The sequence below is a fragment of the Kitasatospora sp. NPDC089509 genome (genome assembly GCF_044749365.1).
Taxonomy (GTDB): Bacteria; Actinomycetota; Actinomycetes; order Streptomycetales; family Streptomycetaceae; genus Kitasatospora.
Genome location: NZ_JBIVHS010000012.1, coordinates 38,543 through 59,523 on the forward strand (window position 1 = coordinate 38,543; position 20,981 = coordinate 59,523).

Sequence of the window (20,981 nt, forward strand, 5' to 3'; positions counted from 1 at the left end):
GACAGCGGGAGAGTCGTCCCGCCCCTGCCATCACGGCCAGTGTCGCTCCGTCACCGTCCGCAGCGGAGTGTGACACTCTGCCCACGACCGATTTTGTTCGTGGGCGATCTTGAACGAGGTGGCGCATGAGGGTTCCAGGGTGGGTGGCCGCCGCGGTGGCCGCCGCAGTGGTCGTGTCATCGCCGACACCGGGAGGCGCGGCAGCCCCCCGTTCCGGCGCAGCGGCCTGTCCGACGCTGACCCCTGATCCGGACTGGTACGGCGACAACCTCGCCGCGCTGCAGGACTTCATCGACGCGGCCGGGACGTGCGCCCAGCCCCAGGCCCACCCGCTGGCGGTGTTCGACTGGGACAACACGATGGTCCGCAACGACACCGGTGACGCGACGCTGATGTGGCTGCTGCGGAACAGCAAGGTGCGCCAACCCGCGGGGAAGGACTGGTCGACCACCAGCCGCTACCTGACCCCCGCGGCGGCCGACGCGCTGAGCACCGCGTGCGCGGACGCGGCGGACGCCGGACAGCCCCTGCCGACGGCCGACCACGCGCCGTGTGCGGACGAGATCCTCTCGGTCTACCGCGACGCCTCGACCACGGACCACCAGGCGGCATTCGGGAACCACGACCACCGCCGGATCGAACCGGCCCTCGCCTGGGCCGCCCAACTCCTGGCCGGCTACACCCCCGACGAGGTCCTGGCCTTCGCCCGCGCGGCACGCGAGGACAGCCTCGCCGCATCACCGGGGTCCACCCGGACCGTGGGCACCCACCAGGTTCCGACCTGGGTGCGCTACTACCGGCAGATGGCCGACCTGGTCGACACGCTGCGCCGGGCCGGCTTCGACGTCCGGGTCGTCTCGGCCTCGCCCGAGCCCGTCGCCCGGGTCTGGGCCGAGGCGCTGGGGCTCACGGCGGACGAGGTCATCGGCATCCGCAACCAGGTAGGTGCCTCAGGTGAGTTGACCCCGCATCTGGCCGGCTGCGGCGGCGCGGACACGGACACCGTGATCACCTACATCGAGGGAAAGCGTTGTTTCATCAACCAGGAGATCCTCGGCGTCTCCGGCGCCGCCGCCTTCGCACCGGCACCGGCCGAACGGCGGCAGGCCTTCGCGGCCGGGGACTCCACCACGGACGTCACGTTCGTCGGCGACGCCACCGGGCTCCGCCTGGCGATCAACCGGAACCTCCCGGAACTGATGTGCCACGCCTACGACAACGACGACGGCCGCTGGCTCGTGAACCCGATGTTCATCGACCCGCTGCCCGCCCGGGCCACCCGCTACCCCTGCTCGACCACCGCCTACACCCGACCGGACGGCTCCGCGGGCCCGGTCCTGGACAGCCGGGGCCGGGTGATCCCGGACCAAGCCGACACCGTGCACTGATCCGCCTGACCGTGCGGGTCGCGGCACCGCGCGTTCCCTCCCCCGACCGACCACGACTTCTCGGAGACCGACCATGACCGTGACCGACATCGACATCCTGGACGGCAAGAACACCCCGCCACCCGCAGGCTGGCTCAAGGACGGGCACGACCTCAACAAAGGGGTCCGTGGCAGCGCGGACCTCTTCCTGACATGGGAGAAGGACGGGAAATCGAGCCCGATCACCGACCTCACCATCCTCGTCGACACCGAGACGGCCCCTCCGGGTTTCGAGCCCCCCGTCCTCAAGGACCTCAACAAGGGCGCCAAGGGCGCCACCCTCTACCTCTGCTTCTCCAGGAAGCCCGGAAAGCCCATCACGGAACTGGCCGTCGTCCTCTCCGGCGACCCGGACGCGCCCGCTCCGCTGGGCTTCACGCCGTGCAGAACGGACCTCAACAAGGACGCGGGCGGGGAGTACGTCTTCCTCTGCTACAAACGGCAGGAATGACGGGCCCGATCCACCCGATCGTGCCGCGCCCCGGCCCGGCACGGTCGGGTCCGTGCAGACCGACGCCGGTCGAAGGCCACGCACCGGCGCGCACGGCGTTCGCGGCCGGCCGTGATCAGCGCGGGATGTCGATCCGGAAGCGCAGCCGGCAGATCACCGCGTCGGTGTAGCGCCGCAGGGCCCGGTCGAGGACCGCGCCGCGCTGGTTCTGCAACAGCCGGTGCCACGGGCGGGGAAGGTGCATCTCCGGGATCAGCACCACCAGTTCGTCGTGCTCGTCCTCCGCCGCGAGCGCGCGCAGATGGTCGACGATCGGCCGGGTCAGCGACCGCGTGCGGCTGGTCAGCACCGTCAAGGGGACGTTCGGGTGCCAGATCTCCCACTCCTCCCGTACCTGCTCGGCGCTCGGCGCGTCGGTGTCCTCCGGGTGGACGACGGTGACGGCGCGCACCTCGTCGCCGAGGGACAGCGCGGCTCCGATCGCCTCCCGCGTCAGCAGGTTCACCGCGCCGACCGGGACGACCACCAGCGAGTGGCGCTCCTGCGGCGGCCCCGGCACCTCACCGACGTGCAGCGCCCGGCCGATCCGTTCGTACGTCCGGTGCACCGACTCGAACGCCACCACCAGCACGGCCACCGCGACGAAGACCAGCCAGCCGCCCTCGCCGAACTTGGCGATCAACTCGATCACCGTCGCCGCCGCCGTCAGCACCGCCCCGGCCCCGTTGAGCACGGCCCTGCCGTGCCAGCCCGGGCCGCGCTCGGCCCGCCAGTGCCGCACCATGCCGATCTGCGAGATGGTGAACCCGATGAACACCCCGATCGCGAACACCGGTACCAATGCCTGGGTGTCGCCCTGCGCGCCGATCAGCAGCACCAGGGCGGCGCCCGCGAGCACCAGCACGCCGTGCCGGTAGACCTGACGGTCCGCCCGCAGGCCGAAGACGTGCGGCACGTGGTGGTCCCGGGCCAGCAGCGACGCCAGCACCGGCATCCCCCCGAACGAGGTGTTGGCCGCCAGCGCCAGCAGGGCCATGGTGGCGAACTGGACGACGTAGAAGCCGAGGTTGTGGCCCAGTGCGCCGTCCGTGAGCTGGGCGAGCAGCGTCTTGGTGCTGCTCGGAGCGACGTGCCACCGTTGGATCAGCAGCGCGAGTCCGAGCAGCATCGCCCCCAGCAGCGCGCCGAGCGCGACCTCGGTCCGCTGGGCCCGCCGCACCCGGGGCGTGCGGAAGGTCGGCACCGCGTTGGCGATCGCCTCCACCCCGGTGAGCGCCGCGCAGCCGGAGGCGAAGGCCTTCAACAGCAGGAGCAGCCCGACGGTCTCGGTGGCCCGCGCCACGTGGGCGGGCTCGGTCGCCGGGTGCGCGCGCAGCAGGCCGACGGCGATCACGGTGAAGACCGCCACGACGAACACGACGGTCGGCACGATCAGTGCCTTCGCCGACTCGGCGACGCCGTACAGATTGACGCCGGTGATCAGCGCCAGAACGACCACGCACAGGCCCACCCGCTCCGGGTACAGCCCCGGGAAGGCCGAGGTGAGCGCAGCCACCCCGGCCGAGACCGACACCGCGACGTTCAGCACGTAGTCGATCACCAGTGATGCCGCCGCGACCAGGCTCACCCGCCGCCCGAGATGCGCCCGAGCCACCGCGTACGCGCCGCCACCGTTGGGGAACGCGGCGATCACCTGCCGGTAGGAGACGGTCAGCCCGATCAACAGCACCACGATCGCGGCCGTCACCGGCAGCGTGAAGCCCAGCCCGTGGGTGCCCGCCACGGCGAGGACCAGCACGATCGCCTCTGGGCCGTAGGCGACGGAGGCCATCGCGTCCAGCGAGAGCGCCGCGATCCCCTGGGGAACCGTCAGCCGGTCGCGTTCCCGCCCCGTGACGGACACTTCTCCCGGCGCCGCGCCTGCCGCCATCCCCGGACCTCCGCCTCGATCGTCCCGACCGTCCCGAAAGGGCCGACGCTAGCGGCAGCCGGACGGGCGGGGCACCGCGACGCGCGACACCGCCGTGTCCTCTCCCCCAGGAGGACCCGGCGGTGTCCGCGGACCCGATGCGGACGGCGGCCGGCGGCCGGACGGTGGGGCGGACAGGCCGTCAGGCCGTCATGAACTCGCCGACCCGGAGCGCCCGCTTCACGATCCGGACGTCGCCGACGTACCCGTGGAACACCTTGTCCAGGACGCCCGCGTAGGAGTAGCCGCCCAGCATCCAGGGCCGCCCGGACGTCACCAGCCCGACGGCCGGGGTCGCCGGGTTGCGGGCCACCTCGCAGCCGTCGACGTACATCCGGCTGAGCTGCCCGTCGTTGACCACCGCGACGTGCCACCACCGGTCCAGCGGCAGCTGGTGGCCCCAACAGGTCGACGGCCCGGTCTGGTTGACTGGGTAGACGCACCACTGCAGGGCGGGCGCCTCGTTGACGCTGAGCGTGAGGACGGGCTCGTCCGGGTCCGTCCCCGGGCCGCTCCTGCCCGCCTCGCTCGCCGTCCCCCACCGGCTGAGCAGCGCGGACCAGCGGCTCTGCGCCGAGTCCCAGTCGGCGGGCAGCTTGCAGAAGGCTTCGACGGTGAACCCGCGCTCGAAGGTCTCCCGGTTGATCGGCGCGGTGGGCACGGTCTCCAGGTAGCCGCCGTGGACCGGCGGGCGGGTGCCCTTGAACAGCAGGCTGCCGTGGCCCGGCTGGTCCGGGTGGTGGTCGGCGGACCAGGTGAGCGCGCCGTCGGGGGTGCCCGGGGCGCTCTGCCGGAGCAGGTCGTTGCCCTGCCCCGTCAGGTCCTTGACGACCTGCTGCGGGGAGACCGCCGTACCGTCGCCACCGCCGCCGTCGAAACGCCAGTACGCCACGGTGCCCCGGACCAGCAACTCGGCCGCCCGGCGGGCCGGCCGCTGCGGAACGGGCGCGAAGCCGGCGAAGCGGCGGTCGAAGTCGATCGCGAGCGAGAAGCGGTCCACGTCCGAGGTCAGCTCGACCTCTTGCGCGGCCAGGGTGTTGCGCTCCTCGGCCGCGATCTCCTGGATCCACGGCGAGAAGGTCGACACGTCGACCGTGTTCCGGTCGAGGTCGAAGCGGTACGTCCGGATCATCGCGGCGCCGCCGTAGTAGCGGTCCTGGTAGTTGGTGATGTGGACGTGGACGTCGTGGCCCGCCTTGTTCCGCAGCACCGTCCGCCCGGGCGGCCAGTAGTGCCCGTTGACGGTCAGGAAGATCTGGTCGTTGCCGCTGATCAGCCGCTCCCAGAGCTGCTTTCCGTAGTCGGACAGCTCGGCCCGGCCGCCGTCGTCGGCGTACGCCAGTTCGTGGGTGGTCAGGATCACCGGGACCTTCGGGTTGGCGGCGATCACCGCGTTGGCCCAGGCGAAACCGGCGTCCGAGAGCCGCCAGTCCAGCGAGAGCAGCATCCACGGCCGCCCGCCCGCGGTGAAGATGTGGCAGGTGTTGTAGCCGTCCGGGCTGGAGCTGTGGTACCCGGAGGTGCGGGCGGCGCGCTCCTTGCCGAAGGTCTCCAGGTACGGGGTGCTGCCGCGCCGGTCGTCGGTCGAGGAGCGGACGTCGTGGTTGCCGGCGAGCACGCCGTAGGCCGCGCCGGCGTCGTCCAGCAGGCCGAACACCTTGGTGACGGCGGCGTACTCGACGGCCAGTCCGTTCTCGGTGACGTCGCCGAGGTGGGCCAGGAAGACGATGTTGTCGTCCGTCCCGTCCTCCCGGTTGACCCCGCCGTCGAGCACGTAGCGGATCGAGGCCTCCAACGGGGCCGGGTGGATCCGGTCCTGGTCGAACAGGTACTGGGTGTCCGGCATGACGACGACGGTGAACCGCCGGGCGTCCGGGTCGGGCTGCCAACGCCCCCGGCCCTTGGCCTGCTTCGTCTTCTCCGACGCGTCCGCCGAGGCCGCCCGCGCCGGCGCCGCGCCGAGCAGGCCCAGCCCCACGGTCCCGACGCCGGCGCCCAACAGGCCGGCTCCGCGCAGGAATCGGCGCCGGCCGGCCGCGGCCGCTCCGTCCCCGTCGAGGTCGGCCGTCCGCGGGCATTCGCATACCTGCCCGGACTCGTGGATGTCGTGCATGTTCGCTCCCGGAGATGGTGTGGGCCCTGACGGTACGTACCGGGTCTGGTCGCAGATCATCCGCCGAGCCACGCGCCGCTGAACAGCGGCCGAACCGCCGACCGTCGACCGCCCGTGGGAGCCGATCTCGGGTCGGAGGCACACCCCCTGCTGCTGCCCCAGCAGGGCCGGCGCGTGGCGGCAGACGAAGACCGGGCAGACGGAGGCTTCGGCCACCACGGATCGTCGGGCCACAAACCTGATGTCGGCGTCGTTCACCGCCAGGCGGTGGTGACGGCGACGACGGTCCGGGCCAGGGCCACGGGCCGGTCGCGGGCGATGAGGTGCCCGGCGCCTTGGACGGGCCGGACCGTGGTGTGGGGAGCCAGGCGCAGCAACTGGTCGATGTCCTCGTCGGCGAGCGAGGAACCGTGGTCGCCGTGGACGAGCAGGATGGGCAGGTCGAGTTCCGCGGTCACCTGCCGTAGCTGCGGAACCTGGGTGAGGATGTCCTCGACCAGCTCGGTGCGGGTACCGAGCAGGCCGGCGGCGGCCAGGAAGCGGCGCACCCGGGAGGGCTCTAGGCAGGGCACGACGTCGACCAGCACCAGCCCCGCCACCCTCGCCCGCACCGCCGGGTCGGTGAGGGCGGCGACGGCGGCGAGGCCGCCCAGTGAAGCACCGACGACCACGCATCCCGGCGGCTCGGCGCACAGCATCGCGGTGACGTCGTCCGCGCACGGGGACAGCGCCCGGGCGTCGCCGCTGCTCTCACCGTGGCCTCGTTGGTCGTAGGCCACGCACCGGTACCCGGCATCGACGAGGACCTCGCCGACCGGCCCCCACACCTGACGCCGCTCGCCACCGGCGTGCAGCAGCAGGAAGGCCGGTCCGGCACCGATCTCCTCCCCGCGCAGGATCGCGTCAGGGCGAGTGATCCGCCGTGGCCGTGGGACGGCAGGGTCGATCATGAAACTGACACCTTCCCCCTCGTGCCGCACATGCGCCGCCAGGCGGCCGGGGGCCGGCCGGCGGCTCACCTCCAACGCGACGCCGCGCGCTGCCCGCAGGACGCGTTGGAAACCGTACCCCGCCCCGTGCGCGCGTCGAACCATGGTTGATGTGACCGGGCGTGGCGACCTTCACAACCGCCCCGGGGGTCCCCGCACACGACCGGCGGGGCTTCAGGCCCGCCAGTACCCGAGGGCGTGCGTACGGGACTTGGGGACGGCGAGGTCCTTGCGGACGAAGCGGGCGAGGTCGCGGGTGGTGGCGGTGTCGCAGGCGATCCACACGTAGGCCTCGGCCGGGTCGCCGAGCAGCTCGGGCAGGGCCGTGCGGACCCGGTTCGCGAGGTGGGCGCCGGCGTTCTCCCGGGGGACGAGGCGGACGTCGTGGTGCTCGCGGCCGGTCCGCGCGACCGGAAGGTCCTCGTCGCTGTCGTGCTGGGTCTCCAGCCAGACGGTGGCCGGTACGTCGGGCAGCGCGTGCAGCAGGGAGGCGATCGCGGGAGCGGAGGCGCGGTCGCCGACCAGGAACATCCGCGCGGGCGTCGGGACGGGGGCCACGAAGGCGGAGCCCTGGACGGTGGCCTGGAGGGTGTCGCCGACCGTCGCCGCGCCCGCCCAGCGGCTGGCCGGGCCGTCGTGGAGGGCGAAGTCGACGCTGAACGCGGCCCCGGTGGGGTCCGGGTCGACCAGGGTGTACGCCCGCTGGTGCGGGCGGCCGGAGTTCGGGAACCAGAGCCGGACCCACATGGTGGGGTGGACGCCGGTGGCGTCGAGCATGCCGCCGTCCGCGAACCTCAGCCGACGGCAGTGTGCGGTGACGTCCTCCACGGCGGTCACGGTGAACTCGAAGTCCCGGCCCCGCATCATCTTGAGGGCCACGCCCTCCCAACCACGTCCCATGTCAGGTTTCCAATCTCGGAGTTGGCGAAATCGATCGGCAGGTCAGGCGGTTGCGGGTGCGGCGGGCCGCCGCCGTGCCAGGGCGTCCGACACCCTCGCCGTGGCGTAGAGGGAGGCGACCAGTGCGACGGTCAGGGCGGCGCCGCCGGCGAACAGGGTGCCGGAGGAGACGGCCTTGGGGCTGCCGGCCTCGGTGCGGGCCGAGCCGGAGATGAACGGCATCACGGCGAGCACGGCGACACCGAGGACGACCTCGCCCCAGACCACCACAGGAAAATGACGAAGCGTCAGGTGCAGTAGCGAGGCGGTGTCGTCGGCGGTGCGGGCCCGGACGATCCGGGGCATCAGCCAGAACTGGTTGAAGGCGCCCGCCACGACCAGCCCGGCGACCAGCAGGACCTTGAGGAGCAGGGCGAGGCCGTAACCGGTGGTCCACAGCTGCGAGATGCCGCCGACGTGCCGCCAGCTCAGCCACAGGCCGGAGACGGTGACCGCGCCGACGCAGACCATGGCGACCAGCCCGAAGCGCCGCCACAGGTCGGCCCAGAGCAGCCCGGCGCCGTCGCCGAGGTACTTGCGGGTGCCGGCCAGGGCGACCAGCAGTGCCAGGCCGCCGAGCCAGACGACGCCGGAGACGATGTGGGCCTGGTCGAACAGCAGGTTCAGCCACGCGTCGAGGCCTGCGGGGGCCGTGGTCGGTACGGCGGTGATCAGGGTGACGGCGAGGGCGAGCGGCAGCGCGGTGAGGGCGATCCGGTCCGTGTGCCGGCGGGCGGCCGGCCGGAAGAGGGCGATCAGGGCGGCGGCGGTCACCACCAGGACGGCGTTCTGGACCAGATAGACGGTGCCCTGGGCGATCCAGGCGCCCTTGGCGGCGGGAGCGCGCAGGAAGTCCCACTGGGCGCTCGGGGCGAGGGCGTCGCCGAAGGGCATGCCCTTGCCCGCCCGGGCCACCCGGCCGGCGAGCTGGAAGTAGCCCGCGACCAACAGGGCCACGCCCGACCAGGCGAGGAAGACCGCCGACCGTCCGCGCAGGACGGAGGCGTCCTCGGCGGTGCGGTGGGCGGAGCGCAGCGCGGGGCGCACGGTGGTGGCGTAGGTGACGGTAGCGCCGATGGCCCCGCTGAGGCCGAGGAAGTAGCCGGTCTTGGTGAGGACTCGCCAGAGCTGGGGCATGGCGTATCCGGCCGTGGTCGCGGCCAGGGAGGCGGTGTTCATGGAGCTTTGCCTGTCTGAGGGGGTGGTTCGTTCGAGAGGGGGGTGGGTCAAGCCCGGTGGTAGTGGCCGGCCCGGGTCCGGACGAGCAGCTCCTGGAGCCGCTTCCCGGTGTCCCGTGGGTCGTCCAACGTGGTGCGGAACGGGAGCCGTACGTCCTGGTGGTCGCGGGCGCGTTCCAGCCGCAGCACGATGCCGTGGCGGTCCAGGCACAGCGGCAGGACCCGGACCACGCCCAGCAGTTCGCGCGCACCGAGCCGTCGGGTGAGCGCGTCGACGAGGTCGGCGTGGTGATCGGCGAGGTGGAGGAGGAGTTCCGCTTCGCGGGCGGCCAGCGGGTCCGGTTCGGCGCGGGCGAGGTCGTCCAGCTCCACCGGGCGCGTGCGGGAGCCCTGTTGGAGGGTGGCCGTGGCGGGGGCGAAGCCGAGCAGGCGACCGGAGATCAGGGTGATCCGGCCACGGAGGGCGAGCCTGGCCCGTACCCGCTCCCGTACGGGGTTGGCGGCGAGGTCGGTGATGTCGACGACGGCCGCGAGCCGCTGTCGGGGTGCGGCGCCGAGGGAGTGCGCGAGGGCCGCGTCGGGTGGACTGTCGAGGACGAGGTGGCCGGTGTGGCCGACCGAGACGAGTCGGACCGGGTGGGCCGGTCGCCCGGCGGTGGTGAGGGCGGCGGAGGTGGCCGTGCTCAGGATGGTGCAGGTCGTTTCGGCTGTCGAGGGCCGGGCGGGGGATACGGGGACGGTCATGGGCACCCCTGGTGGTTCAGCGGGGGGACGGGTGGTGGGTGCTTCGGACCGTGGGGGCCGGACCGGACGGGTCGGTCCGGCCCCCGCGGGTACGGGCGGTGCGTGGTTCAGCCGGTGACGGCCGGCTCGGGAACCACGGCCGCCCTGGCGGTGAGGGCGAGTCCGTAGCGGCGCAGCAGCAGGACCGCGGTGGTGGCGAGGCCGAGGAGCAGGCCGAGCCACAGGCCGCGGGTCTCGCCGCCGAGCGGGTAGGCGAGCAGCCAGGCGGCCGGCAGGCCGATCAGCCAGTAGCCGATGAGGGTGATGCGGAAGCCGCTCCGGGTGTCGTCGAGGCCGCGCAGCAGGCCGACGCCGATGTTCTGGGCGCAGTCGAAGAACTGCAGCACGGCGACGACGGCCAGCAGGCCGGTGGCGATCTGCAGGCCCTGCTGGTCGGCGGCGGTGTCGGGGTCGAAGTACGGCCGCAGGACGAGGTCGGGGACGGTGAGGTAGGCGATGCCGACGAGGGTGGTGACGACGGCGCCGCAGGCGAGGGCGGTGTTCTTGATCCGGCGGGCGGCGGCGTACTCGCCGAGGGCGAGTTCGCGGCTAACGTTGATGGAGGCGGCGTGGGAGAGGCCGACGGCGACCTGGAAGACGATGTAGATCAGCTGGTTGACGGCGGTGTGGGCGGCGAGGGCGGCGGCGCCGAAGCTCCCGGCCAGCAGGGCCGTGACGGAGAAGAACCCGGCCTCGGAGCCGTAGGTGGCGGCGATCGGGGTGCCGAGGCCGAGCAGGCGGCGCACGGTGGGTGCGTCCGCGCGCCAGAAGTCCAGGCCCAGCAGCGGCGCGAGCCGGGGGTCGCGGCGGGCGGAGGCGTAGAGGGCGAGGAAGGAGAGCAGGTAGACGCTGCTGGTGGCGACGCCGATGCCGGTGAGCCCGAGCTTCGGCAGGCCCCAGGTGCCGTGGATGAAGACCCAGTTGAGCCCGGCGTTGACGGCGACGGAGACGATGGTGATCTGCAGCAGGGCCTGGGGGCGGCGCATGCCGACGGTGAACTGGCGGATCGCCTGGAACCAGAGGCAGGGCAGCAGGCCGGGTGCCAGGGCGGCGAGCATGCCCTGCGCCCGGTGGGCGACGTCCGCGTCCTGGCCGAGCCAGGTCGCGGCCTGGCCGATGAGGACCATCAGGACGGCGCCCGCGAGGCCGGCGATCGTGGCGACGGCCATCGCCGCCCGGACCAGGCCGCGTACTTCGTCTCCGTCGCCGACCGTGGCGGCCTGCTCCGGCTCCTCGGCCTTCTCTGCGCGGACGGCGGCCGCCGCGACCTGGTTGCCGACCGAGGTGACCAGCCCGACGCCCATGGTGCGCAGCTGATTGAAGATCACCAGGGCGAGGCCGCCGGCCGCGAGGGCCTCGGTCCCGAGGGCGCCCATCATGATGGTGTCGGTGGTGGTGAGCGCGACCTGGGCGAGTTGGGTGAGGGCGAGGGGGACGGCGAGGGCGGCGAGGGCCCGGCTGTCGCGGGCGAGGGCGGTCAACTGCTGCATCGAGATACTCAGTTCCTGCGGAGTTTGGTGAGGGTCTCGTCGATCCCGGCTTCGACGGCGGGGTCGACGAGGGAGCGGGCGTCCATCCAGTCGTCGTTGAAGACGGTGTCCATGTACTTCTCGCCTCCGTCGTTGATGAAGGCGACCATAACCGCGTCGGGGGCGAGGCGGGGCAGCCGTTCCAGGGCCTCGTACACGACCCCGCCCGCGGAGCCGCCGATCAGCAGGCCGGTGCGGCGGGCGACGACGCGCGCGGTGGCGAAGGCCTCGATGTCGCCGACCTTCACGCCCTCGTCGATGAGGTCGTAGTCGACCAGCAGGCCGATGGTGGCGCCTTCGGGGGTGCCGGTGCCGGACTGGTAGTAGTCGTGGGCGGGCGGGCCGAAGGCGATCGAGCCCTTGGGTTCGACGCCGACGACGGTGAGGTCCGGGACGGTCTTCTTCAGCTCCGCCCCGGTGCCGCACAGGCCGCCGCCGGTGCCGACGGCGCCGATCAGCACGTCCACCCGGTTGTCCAGGGCCTGGGCGATCTCGCGGCCCACGGCGTGGTAGCCGACGGCGTTGCTGGGGTTGTTGTGCTGTTCGGTGAAGAAGGTGTTGTCCTTGCCGCGGGCCATCTCCTCGGCGAGGTCCTCGCGGGCGGCGGTGTGCAGTTCCTCGCCGCCGTCCTCGTCGACGTAGACGAGTTCGGTGCCCATGGCCTTCATCCCGCGCAGTTTGTCGGCGGCGGCGTGGTGGTCGACGACGGCGGTGAAGCGGTAGCCGCGTTCGGCGGCGACGACGGCCAGGCCCAGGCCGGTGTTGCCGGAGGTGGACTCGATGATGTGGCCGCCCTCGCGCAGTTCACCGCGCTCCTCGGCGTCGAGGACCATCTGGCGGGCCATCCGGATCTTGGCGCTGCCGGTGGGGTTGTACATCTCCAGCTTGAGCAGCAGGCGGGCGCCGTTGTCGGCGCGGGCGAGTTCGAACATCGGGGTGTAGCCGATGAGGTCGGATATCCGGCTGACCACCGGGGGGCGGTGCAGGGCGTCGGTCATGGTGGAGGGCTCCAGTGGGGTCAGCGGTCGAGGCGCCAGCGCGGGCAGTCGCCGTCCTGGTCGATGACGACCTTGGGCGGCAGGGGCAGTTCGTGGAACGGGGACTCGTTGGAGTCCATCTGGTAGCCGGCCGTATTGGGGTAGACGAGCAGGTCGCCGAACCGGGGCCGGACGGGGAAGCGGATCCTGCGCCAGGTCAGCAGGTCGGAGTCCAGGCAGCTGGCGCCGCCCACGCAGGCCTCGTACGGGCCGTCCTCGCGGTCGCCCTCGGAGTCCTCCGCGGGCAGCAGGACGGGTTCGGGCAGGTACTCGCTGTTGAACCACTGCTCGGACAGGCTGAGGCTGGTGCCGTCGACGGTGACGATGCCGTACCCGGCACGGTCCTTGACGCCCTGGACGCGGAAGACCGAGGATCCCGCGCGGTCGAGCAGGGCGCGGCCGGGTTCCAGCAGCAGCATCACCCCGGCCTGCCGCAGCCGTTCCGCCAGGCTCGCGCCGTTGCCGGCCGGTCGGGCGGCGAGGATCGCGCGCAGCGCGTCGGCGCCGGCGACCGGCGAGTGGTACGGGTAGAAGTCGCCTGCGGCGAAGGCCTTCTGGCCGTGGTAGTGCTCGGGGCCGTGTTCGCCGAGGAAGGCGTCCCAGGCGTCGGCGGCCACGTAGTCGACGGGGAAGCCGCCGCCGATGCTGATCCGGTCCGCCTGGAGGCCCAGCACCCGGGCCTTGAGGCAGAGTTCGACCAGCTCTCCGGCGAGGTCGGCGCGCGGCTGGAGCGCATAGCCGGAGAGGTGGAAGCTGAAGCCCTCCATCCGGACGGCGTCCCCGGCGGCGGCGCAGCGGCCCAGTGCCTCGTGCAGTTGGGCGTCGTCCAGGCCGAAGCGGCTGCGCAGTTGGGTCGGCGGGTGCCGGCGCAGCAGCACCCGGGCGGGGCGCTCGCCGCCGAGGGCGAGCAGGCGGTCCAGCTCGTCCAGGGCGTCGACGGCGATCAGCGCGCCCTGGCGGACGGCGACCCGGAGCAGCTCCGCGGACTTGGCGGGCCCGGTGACGACCAGGTCCTCGCCGCGGACGCCGTGGCCGAGGGCGTCGCGCAGTTCGCCGAGCGAGGCGATGTCCGCTCCCCCGCCGGCGGCGGCGCAGCGGTCCATGAACACCGACGCCTTGTTGGCCTTCTTGGCGTAGTGGACCCGGCCCTCGACGCCGGCCTCGGTGAGGGCGGCGCGGAAGTCGGCCAGGTTGGCGTCGAAGCGTTCCGGCAGCAGGTAGTGGAAGGGGCCGCCGAGGCCGTGGGCGAGTTCGTGCAGCAGGCCGCCGGCGTGCAGGCGGTCGGCGAGCGGGTCGGGGTGGGCGGGCAGGGTCAGCGCCACAGGGCCACCTCGGTGCCGAGGTTCTGGGCGGCGGCGAGCTGGGCGAAGCGGTGGCCGAGCGCGATGTCGGTGACCACGAGGCCGCTGTTGTAGGCGAAGATGCGCTGGTCGTCGGCGGTGCGTGCGTTGGCGGCGCCGGAGATGACCACGGGCAGTTCCAGGTCGACGGCCGGGAGGTTGCCGTCCGTGTCGGCCATGTCGGTGCCGGTGACCCGCATCTGGGCCTCGCTGGTGGCGATCACCCGGTCCGCCCGGTGGAGCGTGGAGGGGGCGAGGCCGTGGCCGACGAGGACGGCGACCGCGCCGGGCCTGAGCCAGTCGGCCTCGACGGCGGCGGGGGTGTGGGCGCCGGCGGTGGCGACGATGACGTCGGCGTCGCGGGCGGCGGCCTCCAGGTCGGTGACCAGTTCGATCCCGCGGTCGGGGAAGTGCCGGGCGAGTTCGGCGCGGACGGCGGCGATGCCGTCCGGGTGGGTGCCGGACAGCAGCAGTCGCTCCAGCTTCGGCAGGGTGGTGAGCAGGAAGGGCAGGGCGAGGCGGCCCTGGGTGCCGGTGCCGATCACCAGCGCGGTGCGGGCGTCGGGAGCGGCGCACTCGCGGGCGAGCAGGGCGGAGACGGCCGGGGTTCGCAGCGAGCCGATCCGGGAGCAGTCCATCATCGCCACGGGCAGGCCGGTGACGTCGTCGTAGATGGTCAGTGTCGTGTAGTAGTGCTGGTTCTCGCGGCTCTCGTGCAGGCCGTGCTTGTAGGAGGTCTTGATCGCGACGACATTGCGCACGCCGTCGCGGCCGAGCATGGCGTAGGAGACGGAGTGGCCGTCGGCGGGCTTGACGGTGAGTTTGCGGGGGTTGTCGGACTGTCCGGCGGCCAGGGTGCGGTAGGCCTGTTCGACGGTGTCGACGAGGTCGGTGAGGGTGATGTCGAGGCCGGCGAGGTCGCTGGTGGAGAGTACCCGCAGGGTGGTGTCGTCCCGGTCCATGTGGTCTGCCCTTTCGAGGAGTTGAGGCGGGATGGCGCTCAGGCGGACCAGGCGGTGAGGGCGGCCTGGCCGTAGCCGTGCTCGCCCCGCTCGGCGGCCGGGCGGGTGGGGCGGTCCTCGACGCGCACCGAGGCGCGCTTGAGCCAGCGGTCGGTGCCGTCGTAGCGGGCCCGGAAGGGGACGCGGCCGTGGACGACGATGTCGTTGTCGACGACGAGGATGTCCCCCGGCTCCAGCGAGACGGCGACCGAGACGCGGGCCAGCTCCTCCCCCAGCCGTCCGTACGCCTCGCGCCAGGCATCGTCGGCGCCCTCCAGCGGGGTGTAGGCGGGGTCGTAGCGCATGGTCAGGCCCTCCGGCGTGTCGAAGAGCGTGGGCACCGGGTCGGGCCGGCCGCCGAACTGCTGGGCCTCCTCGTACGCGTCGTCCGGCAGGATCGGCGCGACGGGCCGCTGCAGTTGCTCCAGGTCGGCCTGGGCGAGCTCGGTCAGGCGCACGCTGGCGGCGGTGGTGGCGATGCCGTCGTGGTTGCGCATGCAGCACAGCAGCAGCAGGTGCGCGCGGCCGGGGTGGAAGGCGTCCTCGGTGTGCGGGGTGAGCAGGACGGAGCTGGAGGCGCCGGTCTGCTCGCTCTCGTGGCCGGGCGAGGGAACGATGTTGTGGACGAACCGGCCGTCCTGTTGGCCGTCCCAGGCGATCGGGGTGCCCATCAGCGTGGAGACGAGCAGCAGGGCCACGTCCCACACCGCACCGGCGTCGGCAACGGTCGACCAATGGCCGGGCGTGGGGCCGAGCTTCGCGTCGTCGACGTCCAGGCCGCGCAGGACGAACAGGCCGTCGGCGGTGTCGACCGGGCGCAGCCGGCGGCGCAGCGGCTCGCTGAGCTGGGCGCACATCACGGGCAGGTCGGCCAGCAGGGCGGGGCTGGTCGCGGAGCCGTGGAAGGCCAGCAGCTTGGCGGCGGTGGTGGTGAGTTCCTCGGCGGCGGCGGTGTCGAGACGGCGTACCGGGGCAGGGCAGGTGGGCACGGTGGGGCCTTCCGGGGACAGGAGAAGGGGAGCGGGCACGTGGCATCACCGCGCCGGTGCGGGACGGCGGCGGGAGCTTCGCGTGGGGCGGTCGGTCCGGGACGGCTCGAACGGCCGGACGGCAGGAACCTAACAACGACTTCGAAGTAAGGCAACCCTAACCCGGCTGGATGTCTACATTTACGTAGTCTCGATTCCGGATGACGGCGCACGCGCCGCGCGGGGTCAACGCGCCTGCTCAGAAGGCATGTTGCGGCGGGAAGGGCGCACGCCCCGGGGGTCGGTGCGCTCCGCCCGGCGGCTTGCGCTCTGGCTGAAACTTAGGGTAGGTAAACCTAAGTAAATCGAGCGCGACCCGAAACGAGGATCGAACGTGGGCGTCACCAGACGACAGCTGCTGTGGGCCGGTGCGGGTATCGGGGCGGTCGGCGCACTCGCTGCCTGCGGCGGCGGCACGGGAGGATCCAAGGACGCTGCCGCCTCCGCCGGGGCCTCCCAACAGCCCCGCGCCGGAGGCACGTTGAAGGTCGGTGCGCTCGGCAAGGCCTCCGCCGTCACCCGCGACCCGCACGGCACCCAGGCCAACGAGAGCGACTACCTCATCATCAGCCTGGTCTACGACACCCTCGCGATACCCGGGGCCACCACCAACACCGCCCCGCGCCTGGCCGCCTCCTGGAAGCCCTCGGACGACCTGAAGACCTGGCGCTTCACCCTGGCCGACGGCGCCACCTTCCACGACGGCACCCCGGTCACCGCCGACGACGTCGTCTGGTCGCTCAAGCGCCTGCGCAACACCCCGGCCGGCAAGAGCCGCCTGCCCGGCATCCAGCCCGAGGGCATCACCGCCGAGGACGCCAGGACCGTCGTCCTGGTCTCCGACTACCCCAACGCGGACCTGCCGCTGCTGACCCGCCTGACCACCTTCGTCCTCAAGAAGGACACCAAGGACGACGCGATCGCCGGCGCCCCCGGCACCGGCCCCTTCAAGCTCGACTGGTACCGCGACGGCAACGCCCGCTTGGTGCGCAACGACCACTGGTACGGCGGCACGGTCCTGCTGGACGCCGTCGAGGTGCGCCTCTTCGAGAGCCCCCAGGCGATGGCCAACGCGCTGCTCGCCGGGCAGATCGACGTCGCCTCCAACGTCGGCGCCGTCGCCGCCCGCACCGCCGAGGCCCGCAAGGACGTCCAGATCGTGCGGCGCGCCAACGACATGGCGATGCCGATCGTCATGCGCACCGCCGACGGCCCGTTCGCCGACGTCCGGGTGCGCGAGGCCGTCAAGCTCGCCGTCGACCGCGACGCCATGGTCAAGCAGGTCCTCTCCGGCTACGGCAGCGTCGGCAACGACATCCTGGGCACCGGCGACCCGGCCTTCGCCAAGGACGTCCCGCAGCGCACCCGCGACCTCGCCAAGGCCAAGCAGCTGCTCGCCGACGCCGGCTTCGACACCTCGAAGACCTACGACCTGATCACCACCGAGGACATCGCCGGCCTCGCCGAGTCCGCGACCCTGTTCGCCACCCAGGTCCGCGAGGCCGGGGTGAAGATCAACGTCGTGAAGCAGGACTCCAAGGTGTTCTGGGACGCCACCTGGCTCAAGGGCACCCTCTACACCACGTACTGGGGCACCAACGACTCGGTCGTCTTCTTCGCCTCCAAGACCATGCTCTCCGACGCCGGGCAGAACGAGTCCGGCTGGAACGAGCCGACCTTCGACGAGACCTACCGCAAGGCCATGGGCACCGCCGACGCCGCCGCGCGCGACAAGCTGCTGCACCAGCTCCAGGAGATCGAGTTCGCCAAGTCCGGCTACCTGCTGTGGGGCATGGCCGACGGCATCGACCTCGCCGGCGCGCCCGTCCGCGACCTGCCCAAGCTGCCCGGCTACGGCCGCGTCCAGCTCGAAAAGACCTGGCTGGCGCGTTGACCACCCTTCACCCGGTGGGCGCGCCCGCCCCCCGGAGCCTCCCGGCCCGCATCCTCCCCGGTGCGGGCCGGGTCGCCCGGCAGGCCGTCCGACGCCTGGTCATGCTCGTCGTGCTGCTCGCGGCCGTCTTCGCCGCCGTCGAGCTGCTGCCGGGCGACGCCGCGGGCGCGAGCTCCGACCGGGGTGTGACCGCCGCCGACCTCGTCGCCCGGCGCGCCGCCATGGGCCTCGACCGGCCGGTCGCCGAACGCTTCTGGGACTGGATGACCGGCCTGCCCACCGGCGACCTCGGCACCACCGCCCGCGGCCAGCACGTCACCGACGTCCTGTCCGGCCCCTTCCCCAACACCCTCCTGCTCGGCGGCCTCGCCCTCGCCCTCAGCACCATCGGCGCCCTCGCCCTCGGCGGCTGGGCCGCCCTGCGCCCGGGCGGGCGCGTCGACCGCGCGATCGACGCGCTGTCCACCGCGGCGTTCGCCCTGCCGGAGTTCGTCGTCTCCGTCGCCCTGCTCCTGCTGCTCTCCCAGTGGACCGGCTGGCTGCCCGCCGTCACCCTCACCGGCCCGGACGGCAGGCCCGAGTCCTGGACCATGATCGTCCTGCCGCTGCTCTCCCTGGCGGTCCCCCAGATCGGCTGGAACACCCGCATCGTGCGCGGCGCGCTCGCCGACCAGTCGACCCTGCCGCACGTCCAGGCGGCCGTCCTCGACGGCCTGCCCCGCCGACGGATCCTCAGCCACCACATGCTCCCCGGCGCCCTGCCCGCCGTCGCCGTCGGCATCGCCACCTCGGCCGGCATGCTGCTGGGCGGCACCGTCGTCGTCGAGACCCTCTTCAACTACCCCGGCATCGGCTCCGTCCTGGCCGGAGCCATCACCGACCGCGACACCCCGCTCGTCGCCGGAGTCGTGGCCGCCGCCGGCGCCTCCATCAGCCTGCTCCTGCTGCTCGCCGACCTCGTCCGCACCCTCACCCTCGGAGACGAGCGCCGATGACCACCACCGCCCCGGCCCCCGCCCCCGCCCCGGTCCCCGTACGCGACGTCCGGCGGAAGCGACGGGTCCTCCTGCGCGCGGTCCCCGCACTGCTGCTCGTCGTCCTCGCGCTCGCCGGACCGCTCCTGGCCCCGCACCCGATCGACACCCCGGTCACCTTCCCCTACGCCGAAGCGGGCGGCGACGCACCGCTCGGCGGCGACCAGCTCGGCCGGGACGTCCTCAGCCGGCTGCTGACCGGCGGCGCGCCGCTGATCGCCACCGCCCTGGGCATCGCCCTGGTCGTCACCGCGGCCGCCACGGCCATCGGCATCCTCGCCGTCCTGCGCCCGGCCCTCGGCCGGTGGATCGAACGCGCCGCGGACCTCACGATCCTGCTGCCGTCCGTCCTCGCCATCATGCTCATCGCCCTGGCCTGGCCCGGCGGCGGACGCCTCGCCGTCGCAGCCGCCGCCACCCTCCTCGGCATCCCCTACGCCGTACGGATCGTCGCCGCCGCGGCCGCGCCCATCGCCACCGCCGGCTACGTCGAAGCCGCCGCGGCCGGCGGGGAGAACCTCTGGCGCCTGACCGTCCACGAGGTCCTCCCCAACCTGCGCTCCACCGTCCTCGCCCTGTTCGGCCTGCGCTTCGTCGAGGGCATCTACATCGTGTCCGTCGCGGCCTTCCTCCAGCTCGGGCCCCAACCACCGGAAGCCGACTGGGCGTTGATGATCCGCGAGAACGCCGCCGGGATCACCCTCAACCCGTGGGCGGTCGGCGCGCCCTGCCTCGCCATCGGCCTGCTCGCCATCAGCGTCAACCTCGCCGCCGAAGCCCTCGCCCCCGCCCGGCCCACCCCGGAGACCCCGCTGTGAGCACCCCCGCCCCCGCCGCCCAGGCCACCGGACTGACCATCACCCTCCGGGACACCCCGCTGCTCACCGGCGCCACCCTCACCCTCACCCCGGGCCGCGTCACCGCCGTCACCGGCCCCTCCGGCGCCGGCAAGACCACCCTGCTGCGCGCCCTCGTCGGCGCCCTGCCGCCCGGCGCGCGGATCACGGACGGAAGCCTCACCGTCCTCGGGCAGGACATCCTCGCCCTCCCACCCGGGGACCTGCGCCGCCTGCGCCGCCACCGACTCGCCTTCGTCGGCCAGGACCCCGGCTCCGGACTCAACCCCCGCATGCGCGTCGACCGGCTCATCACCGAGACCGCCGCCGACCGCCGGGCCGTCTCCGTACCGGACCTGCTGCGCGCCGTCCGGCTGCCGACCGACGAAGGCCTCGAACACCGCCGGACCGCCGGCCTCTCCGGCGGACAGCAGCGCCGTGTCGCGCTCGCCCGCGCCCTCGCCCGGCGCCCCGCGATCCTCCTCCTCGACGAACCCACGGCCGGCCTGGACGCCGCCCTGCGCGACGAGATCGCCGAACTGCTGCGCGACCTCGCCGAGCGGGAGGGCATCGCCGTCGCCCTCACCAGTCACGACTCCGACTTCGTCGCCCACTGCGCCGACGAGGTCCTCACCCTGGCGCCCGCAGGGCCGAGCACTCCGGCAACACCCGCGTCAATCAGCCGAGTTCGACCATCCGCCGACGCGGAGCCGGTCATCGAGGTGAGGGCGCTCGACGCCCGGGCCGGCAGCGGGCGGAGCAGCCACCGGGTCTTCACCGGCCTCGACCTCACCCTGCGGGCCGGCACGCTGACCGGGATCACCGGCCCCTCGGGCTGCGGCAAGACCACGCTGCTGCGCACCCTCGCCGGGCTGCACCGCCCCGAGGCCGGGAGCATCACCCTCGGCGGCGAACCGCTGGCCCCCTCCTACCGGCGCCGCAACCGGGACCAACGCCGCCGCGTCCAGCTCGTCCCGCAGAACCCGCTCGGCGCGCTCAACCCCGCCCACACCGTCGGCGCCACCCTCACCCGGCCGTTGAAGCTCCACTTCGGACGGCCGACCGACCAGTGCGGGGAACGCGTCGCCGAACTGCTCACCGCCGTGGGCCTGACGCCCGACCACGCCGCCCGCCACCCCCACGAGCTGTCCGGCGGACAACGCCAACGCGTCTCCGTCGCCCGGGCCCTGGCCGCCGAACCCGACGTCCTGCTCTGCGACGAGATCACCTCCGCCCTCGACGCCGACACCGCCGACGGCATCATGGAACTGCTGCGCGGCCTACGGGCCGACCGGGGCCTCGCCGTGGTGCTCGTCAGCCACGACCTGCCCCTGGTGTCGGCCCACGCGGACCTCCTGCTCACCCTCGACGGCACCGGCCGGACACCGCTCACCGAGCGCCCGGCGGCCGCGAGCCCGGTGCCCAACTGAGCC

At 73.2% G+C, this 20,981-nt stretch carries 17 protein-coding genes; 6 read left to right on the top strand and 11 right to left on the bottom strand.

Annotation, left to right across the window (positions count from 1 at the left end):
* Positions 1–125 precede the first annotated feature (125 nt).
* Both ACIP4P_RS24300 and ACIP4P_RS24305 read left to right on the top strand, forming a co-directional pair.
* A complete protein-coding gene (locus ACIP4P_RS24300) occupies positions 126–1,388 on the top strand; it encodes a haloacid dehalogenase-like hydrolase (RefSeq protein ID WP_400921631.1) in 1,263 nt (420 codons plus the stop codon).
* A 73-nt stretch (positions 1,389–1,461) separates the two neighbouring features.
* A complete protein-coding gene (locus ACIP4P_RS24305) occupies positions 1,462–1,878 on the top strand; it encodes a hypothetical protein (protein WP_400921633.1) in 417 nt (138 codons plus the stop codon).
* A gap of 115 nt (positions 1,879–1,993) precedes the next feature.
* Here ACIP4P_RS24305 and ACIP4P_RS24310 read toward each other — a convergent pair whose 3' ends face one another.
* The 11 genes from ACIP4P_RS24310 to ACIP4P_RS24360 form a co-directional block, all read right to left on the bottom strand.
* Positions 1,994–3,808: an APC family permease gene (locus tag ACIP4P_RS24310; protein ID WP_400921635.1), complete on the bottom strand. Its 1,815-nt coding sequence runs from the start codon at positions 3,806–3,808 to the stop codon at positions 1,994–1,996.
* 181 nt (positions 3,809–3,989) lie between these two features.
* The gene (locus ACIP4P_RS24315; RefSeq protein WP_400921637.1) at positions 3,990–5,960 is read right to left on the bottom strand and encodes a LamG-like jellyroll fold domain-containing protein; all 1,971 of its coding nucleotides are present in this window, start codon (positions 5,958–5,960) and stop codon (positions 3,990–3,992) included.
* Between the two features lie 254 nt (positions 5,961–6,214).
* Entirely contained in the window at positions 6,215–6,910 is a 696-nt protein-coding gene (locus ACIP4P_RS24320) for an alpha/beta fold hydrolase (protein ID WP_400921639.1), read from the bottom strand.
* 213 nt (positions 6,911–7,123) lie between these two features.
* Positions 7,124–7,849 (bottom strand): siderophore-interacting protein, encoded by a 726-nt coding sequence (locus ACIP4P_RS24325; protein WP_400921641.1) that lies wholly within the window; start codon positions 7,847–7,849, stop codon positions 7,124–7,126.
* Positions 7,850–7,891: 42 nt separating this feature from the next.
* Positions 7,892–9,067, bottom strand: coding sequence for a CopD family protein (locus ACIP4P_RS24330; RefSeq protein WP_400921643.1), 1,176 nt, complete (start codon positions 9,065–9,067; stop codon positions 7,892–7,894).
* A gap of 47 nt (positions 9,068–9,114) precedes the next feature.
* Positions 9,115–9,810 carry a DUF2470 domain-containing protein gene (locus ACIP4P_RS24335; protein ID WP_400921645.1) on the bottom strand — a complete coding sequence of 232 codons (696 nt, stop codon included), beginning with the start codon at positions 9,808–9,810 and terminating at the stop codon, positions 9,115–9,117.
* A 107-nt stretch (positions 9,811–9,917) separates the two neighbouring features.
* Positions 9,918–11,339 (bottom strand): MATE family efflux transporter, encoded by a 1,422-nt coding sequence (locus ACIP4P_RS24340; RefSeq protein ID WP_400921647.1) that lies wholly within the window; start codon positions 11,337–11,339, stop codon positions 9,918–9,920.
* An 8-nt stretch (positions 11,340–11,347) separates the two neighbouring features.
* On the bottom strand, positions 11,348–12,376 hold the full coding sequence (locus tag ACIP4P_RS24345; protein ID WP_400921649.1) for a cysteine synthase family protein: 1,029 nt from the start codon (positions 12,374–12,376) through the stop codon (positions 11,348–11,350).
* A gap of 20 nt (positions 12,377–12,396) precedes the next feature.
* The gene (locus ACIP4P_RS24350) at positions 12,397–13,737 is read right to left on the bottom strand and encodes a Y4yA family PLP-dependent enzyme (RefSeq protein WP_400921651.1); all 1,341 of its coding nucleotides are present in this window, start codon (positions 13,735–13,737) and stop codon (positions 12,397–12,399) included.
* Positions 13,728–14,717, bottom strand: a complete 990-nt coding sequence (locus tag ACIP4P_RS24355; protein WP_400921653.1) for an ornithine cyclodeaminase family protein — start codon at positions 14,715–14,717, stop codon at positions 13,728–13,730. Before ACIP4P_RS24355 ends, ACIP4P_RS24350 begins: the two co-directional genes overlap by 10 nt.
* 38 nt (positions 14,718–14,755) lie before the next feature.
* On the bottom strand, positions 14,756–15,745 hold the full coding sequence (locus ACIP4P_RS24360; RefSeq protein ID WP_400921655.1) for a TauD/TfdA family dioxygenase: 990 nt from the start codon (positions 15,743–15,745) through the stop codon (positions 14,756–14,758).
* 373 nt (positions 15,746–16,118) lie between these two features.
* On the opposite strand from ACIP4P_RS24360, the gene ACIP4P_RS24365 reads away from it, so the two are divergent.
* From ACIP4P_RS24365 to ACIP4P_RS24380, 4 genes are read left to right on the top strand one after another with little or no spacing between them, the layout of a single operon-like run.
* Positions 16,119–17,678 carry an ABC transporter substrate-binding protein gene (locus ACIP4P_RS24365; protein ID WP_400921657.1) on the top strand — a complete coding sequence of 520 codons (1,560 nt, stop codon included), beginning with the start codon at positions 16,119–16,121 and terminating at the stop codon, positions 17,676–17,678.
* Entirely contained in the window at positions 17,675–18,673 is a 999-nt protein-coding gene (locus ACIP4P_RS24370) for an ABC transporter permease (protein ID WP_400921659.1), read from the top strand. Before ACIP4P_RS24365 ends, ACIP4P_RS24370 begins: the two co-directional genes overlap by 4 nt.
* Complete coding sequence (locus tag ACIP4P_RS24375) at positions 18,670–19,530, top strand: ABC transporter permease (RefSeq protein WP_400921661.1); 861 nt, start codon at positions 18,670–18,672, stop codon at positions 19,528–19,530. The genes ACIP4P_RS24370 and ACIP4P_RS24375 overlap by 4 nt, the downstream gene beginning before the upstream one ends.
* The gene (locus tag ACIP4P_RS24380) at positions 19,527–20,978 is read left to right on the top strand and encodes an ABC transporter ATP-binding protein (protein WP_400921663.1); all 1,452 of its coding nucleotides are present in this window, start codon (positions 19,527–19,529) and stop codon (positions 20,976–20,978) included. The genes ACIP4P_RS24375 and ACIP4P_RS24380 overlap by 4 nt, the downstream gene beginning before the upstream one ends.
* The last annotated feature ends 3 nt before the right edge of the window (positions 20,979–20,981 follow it).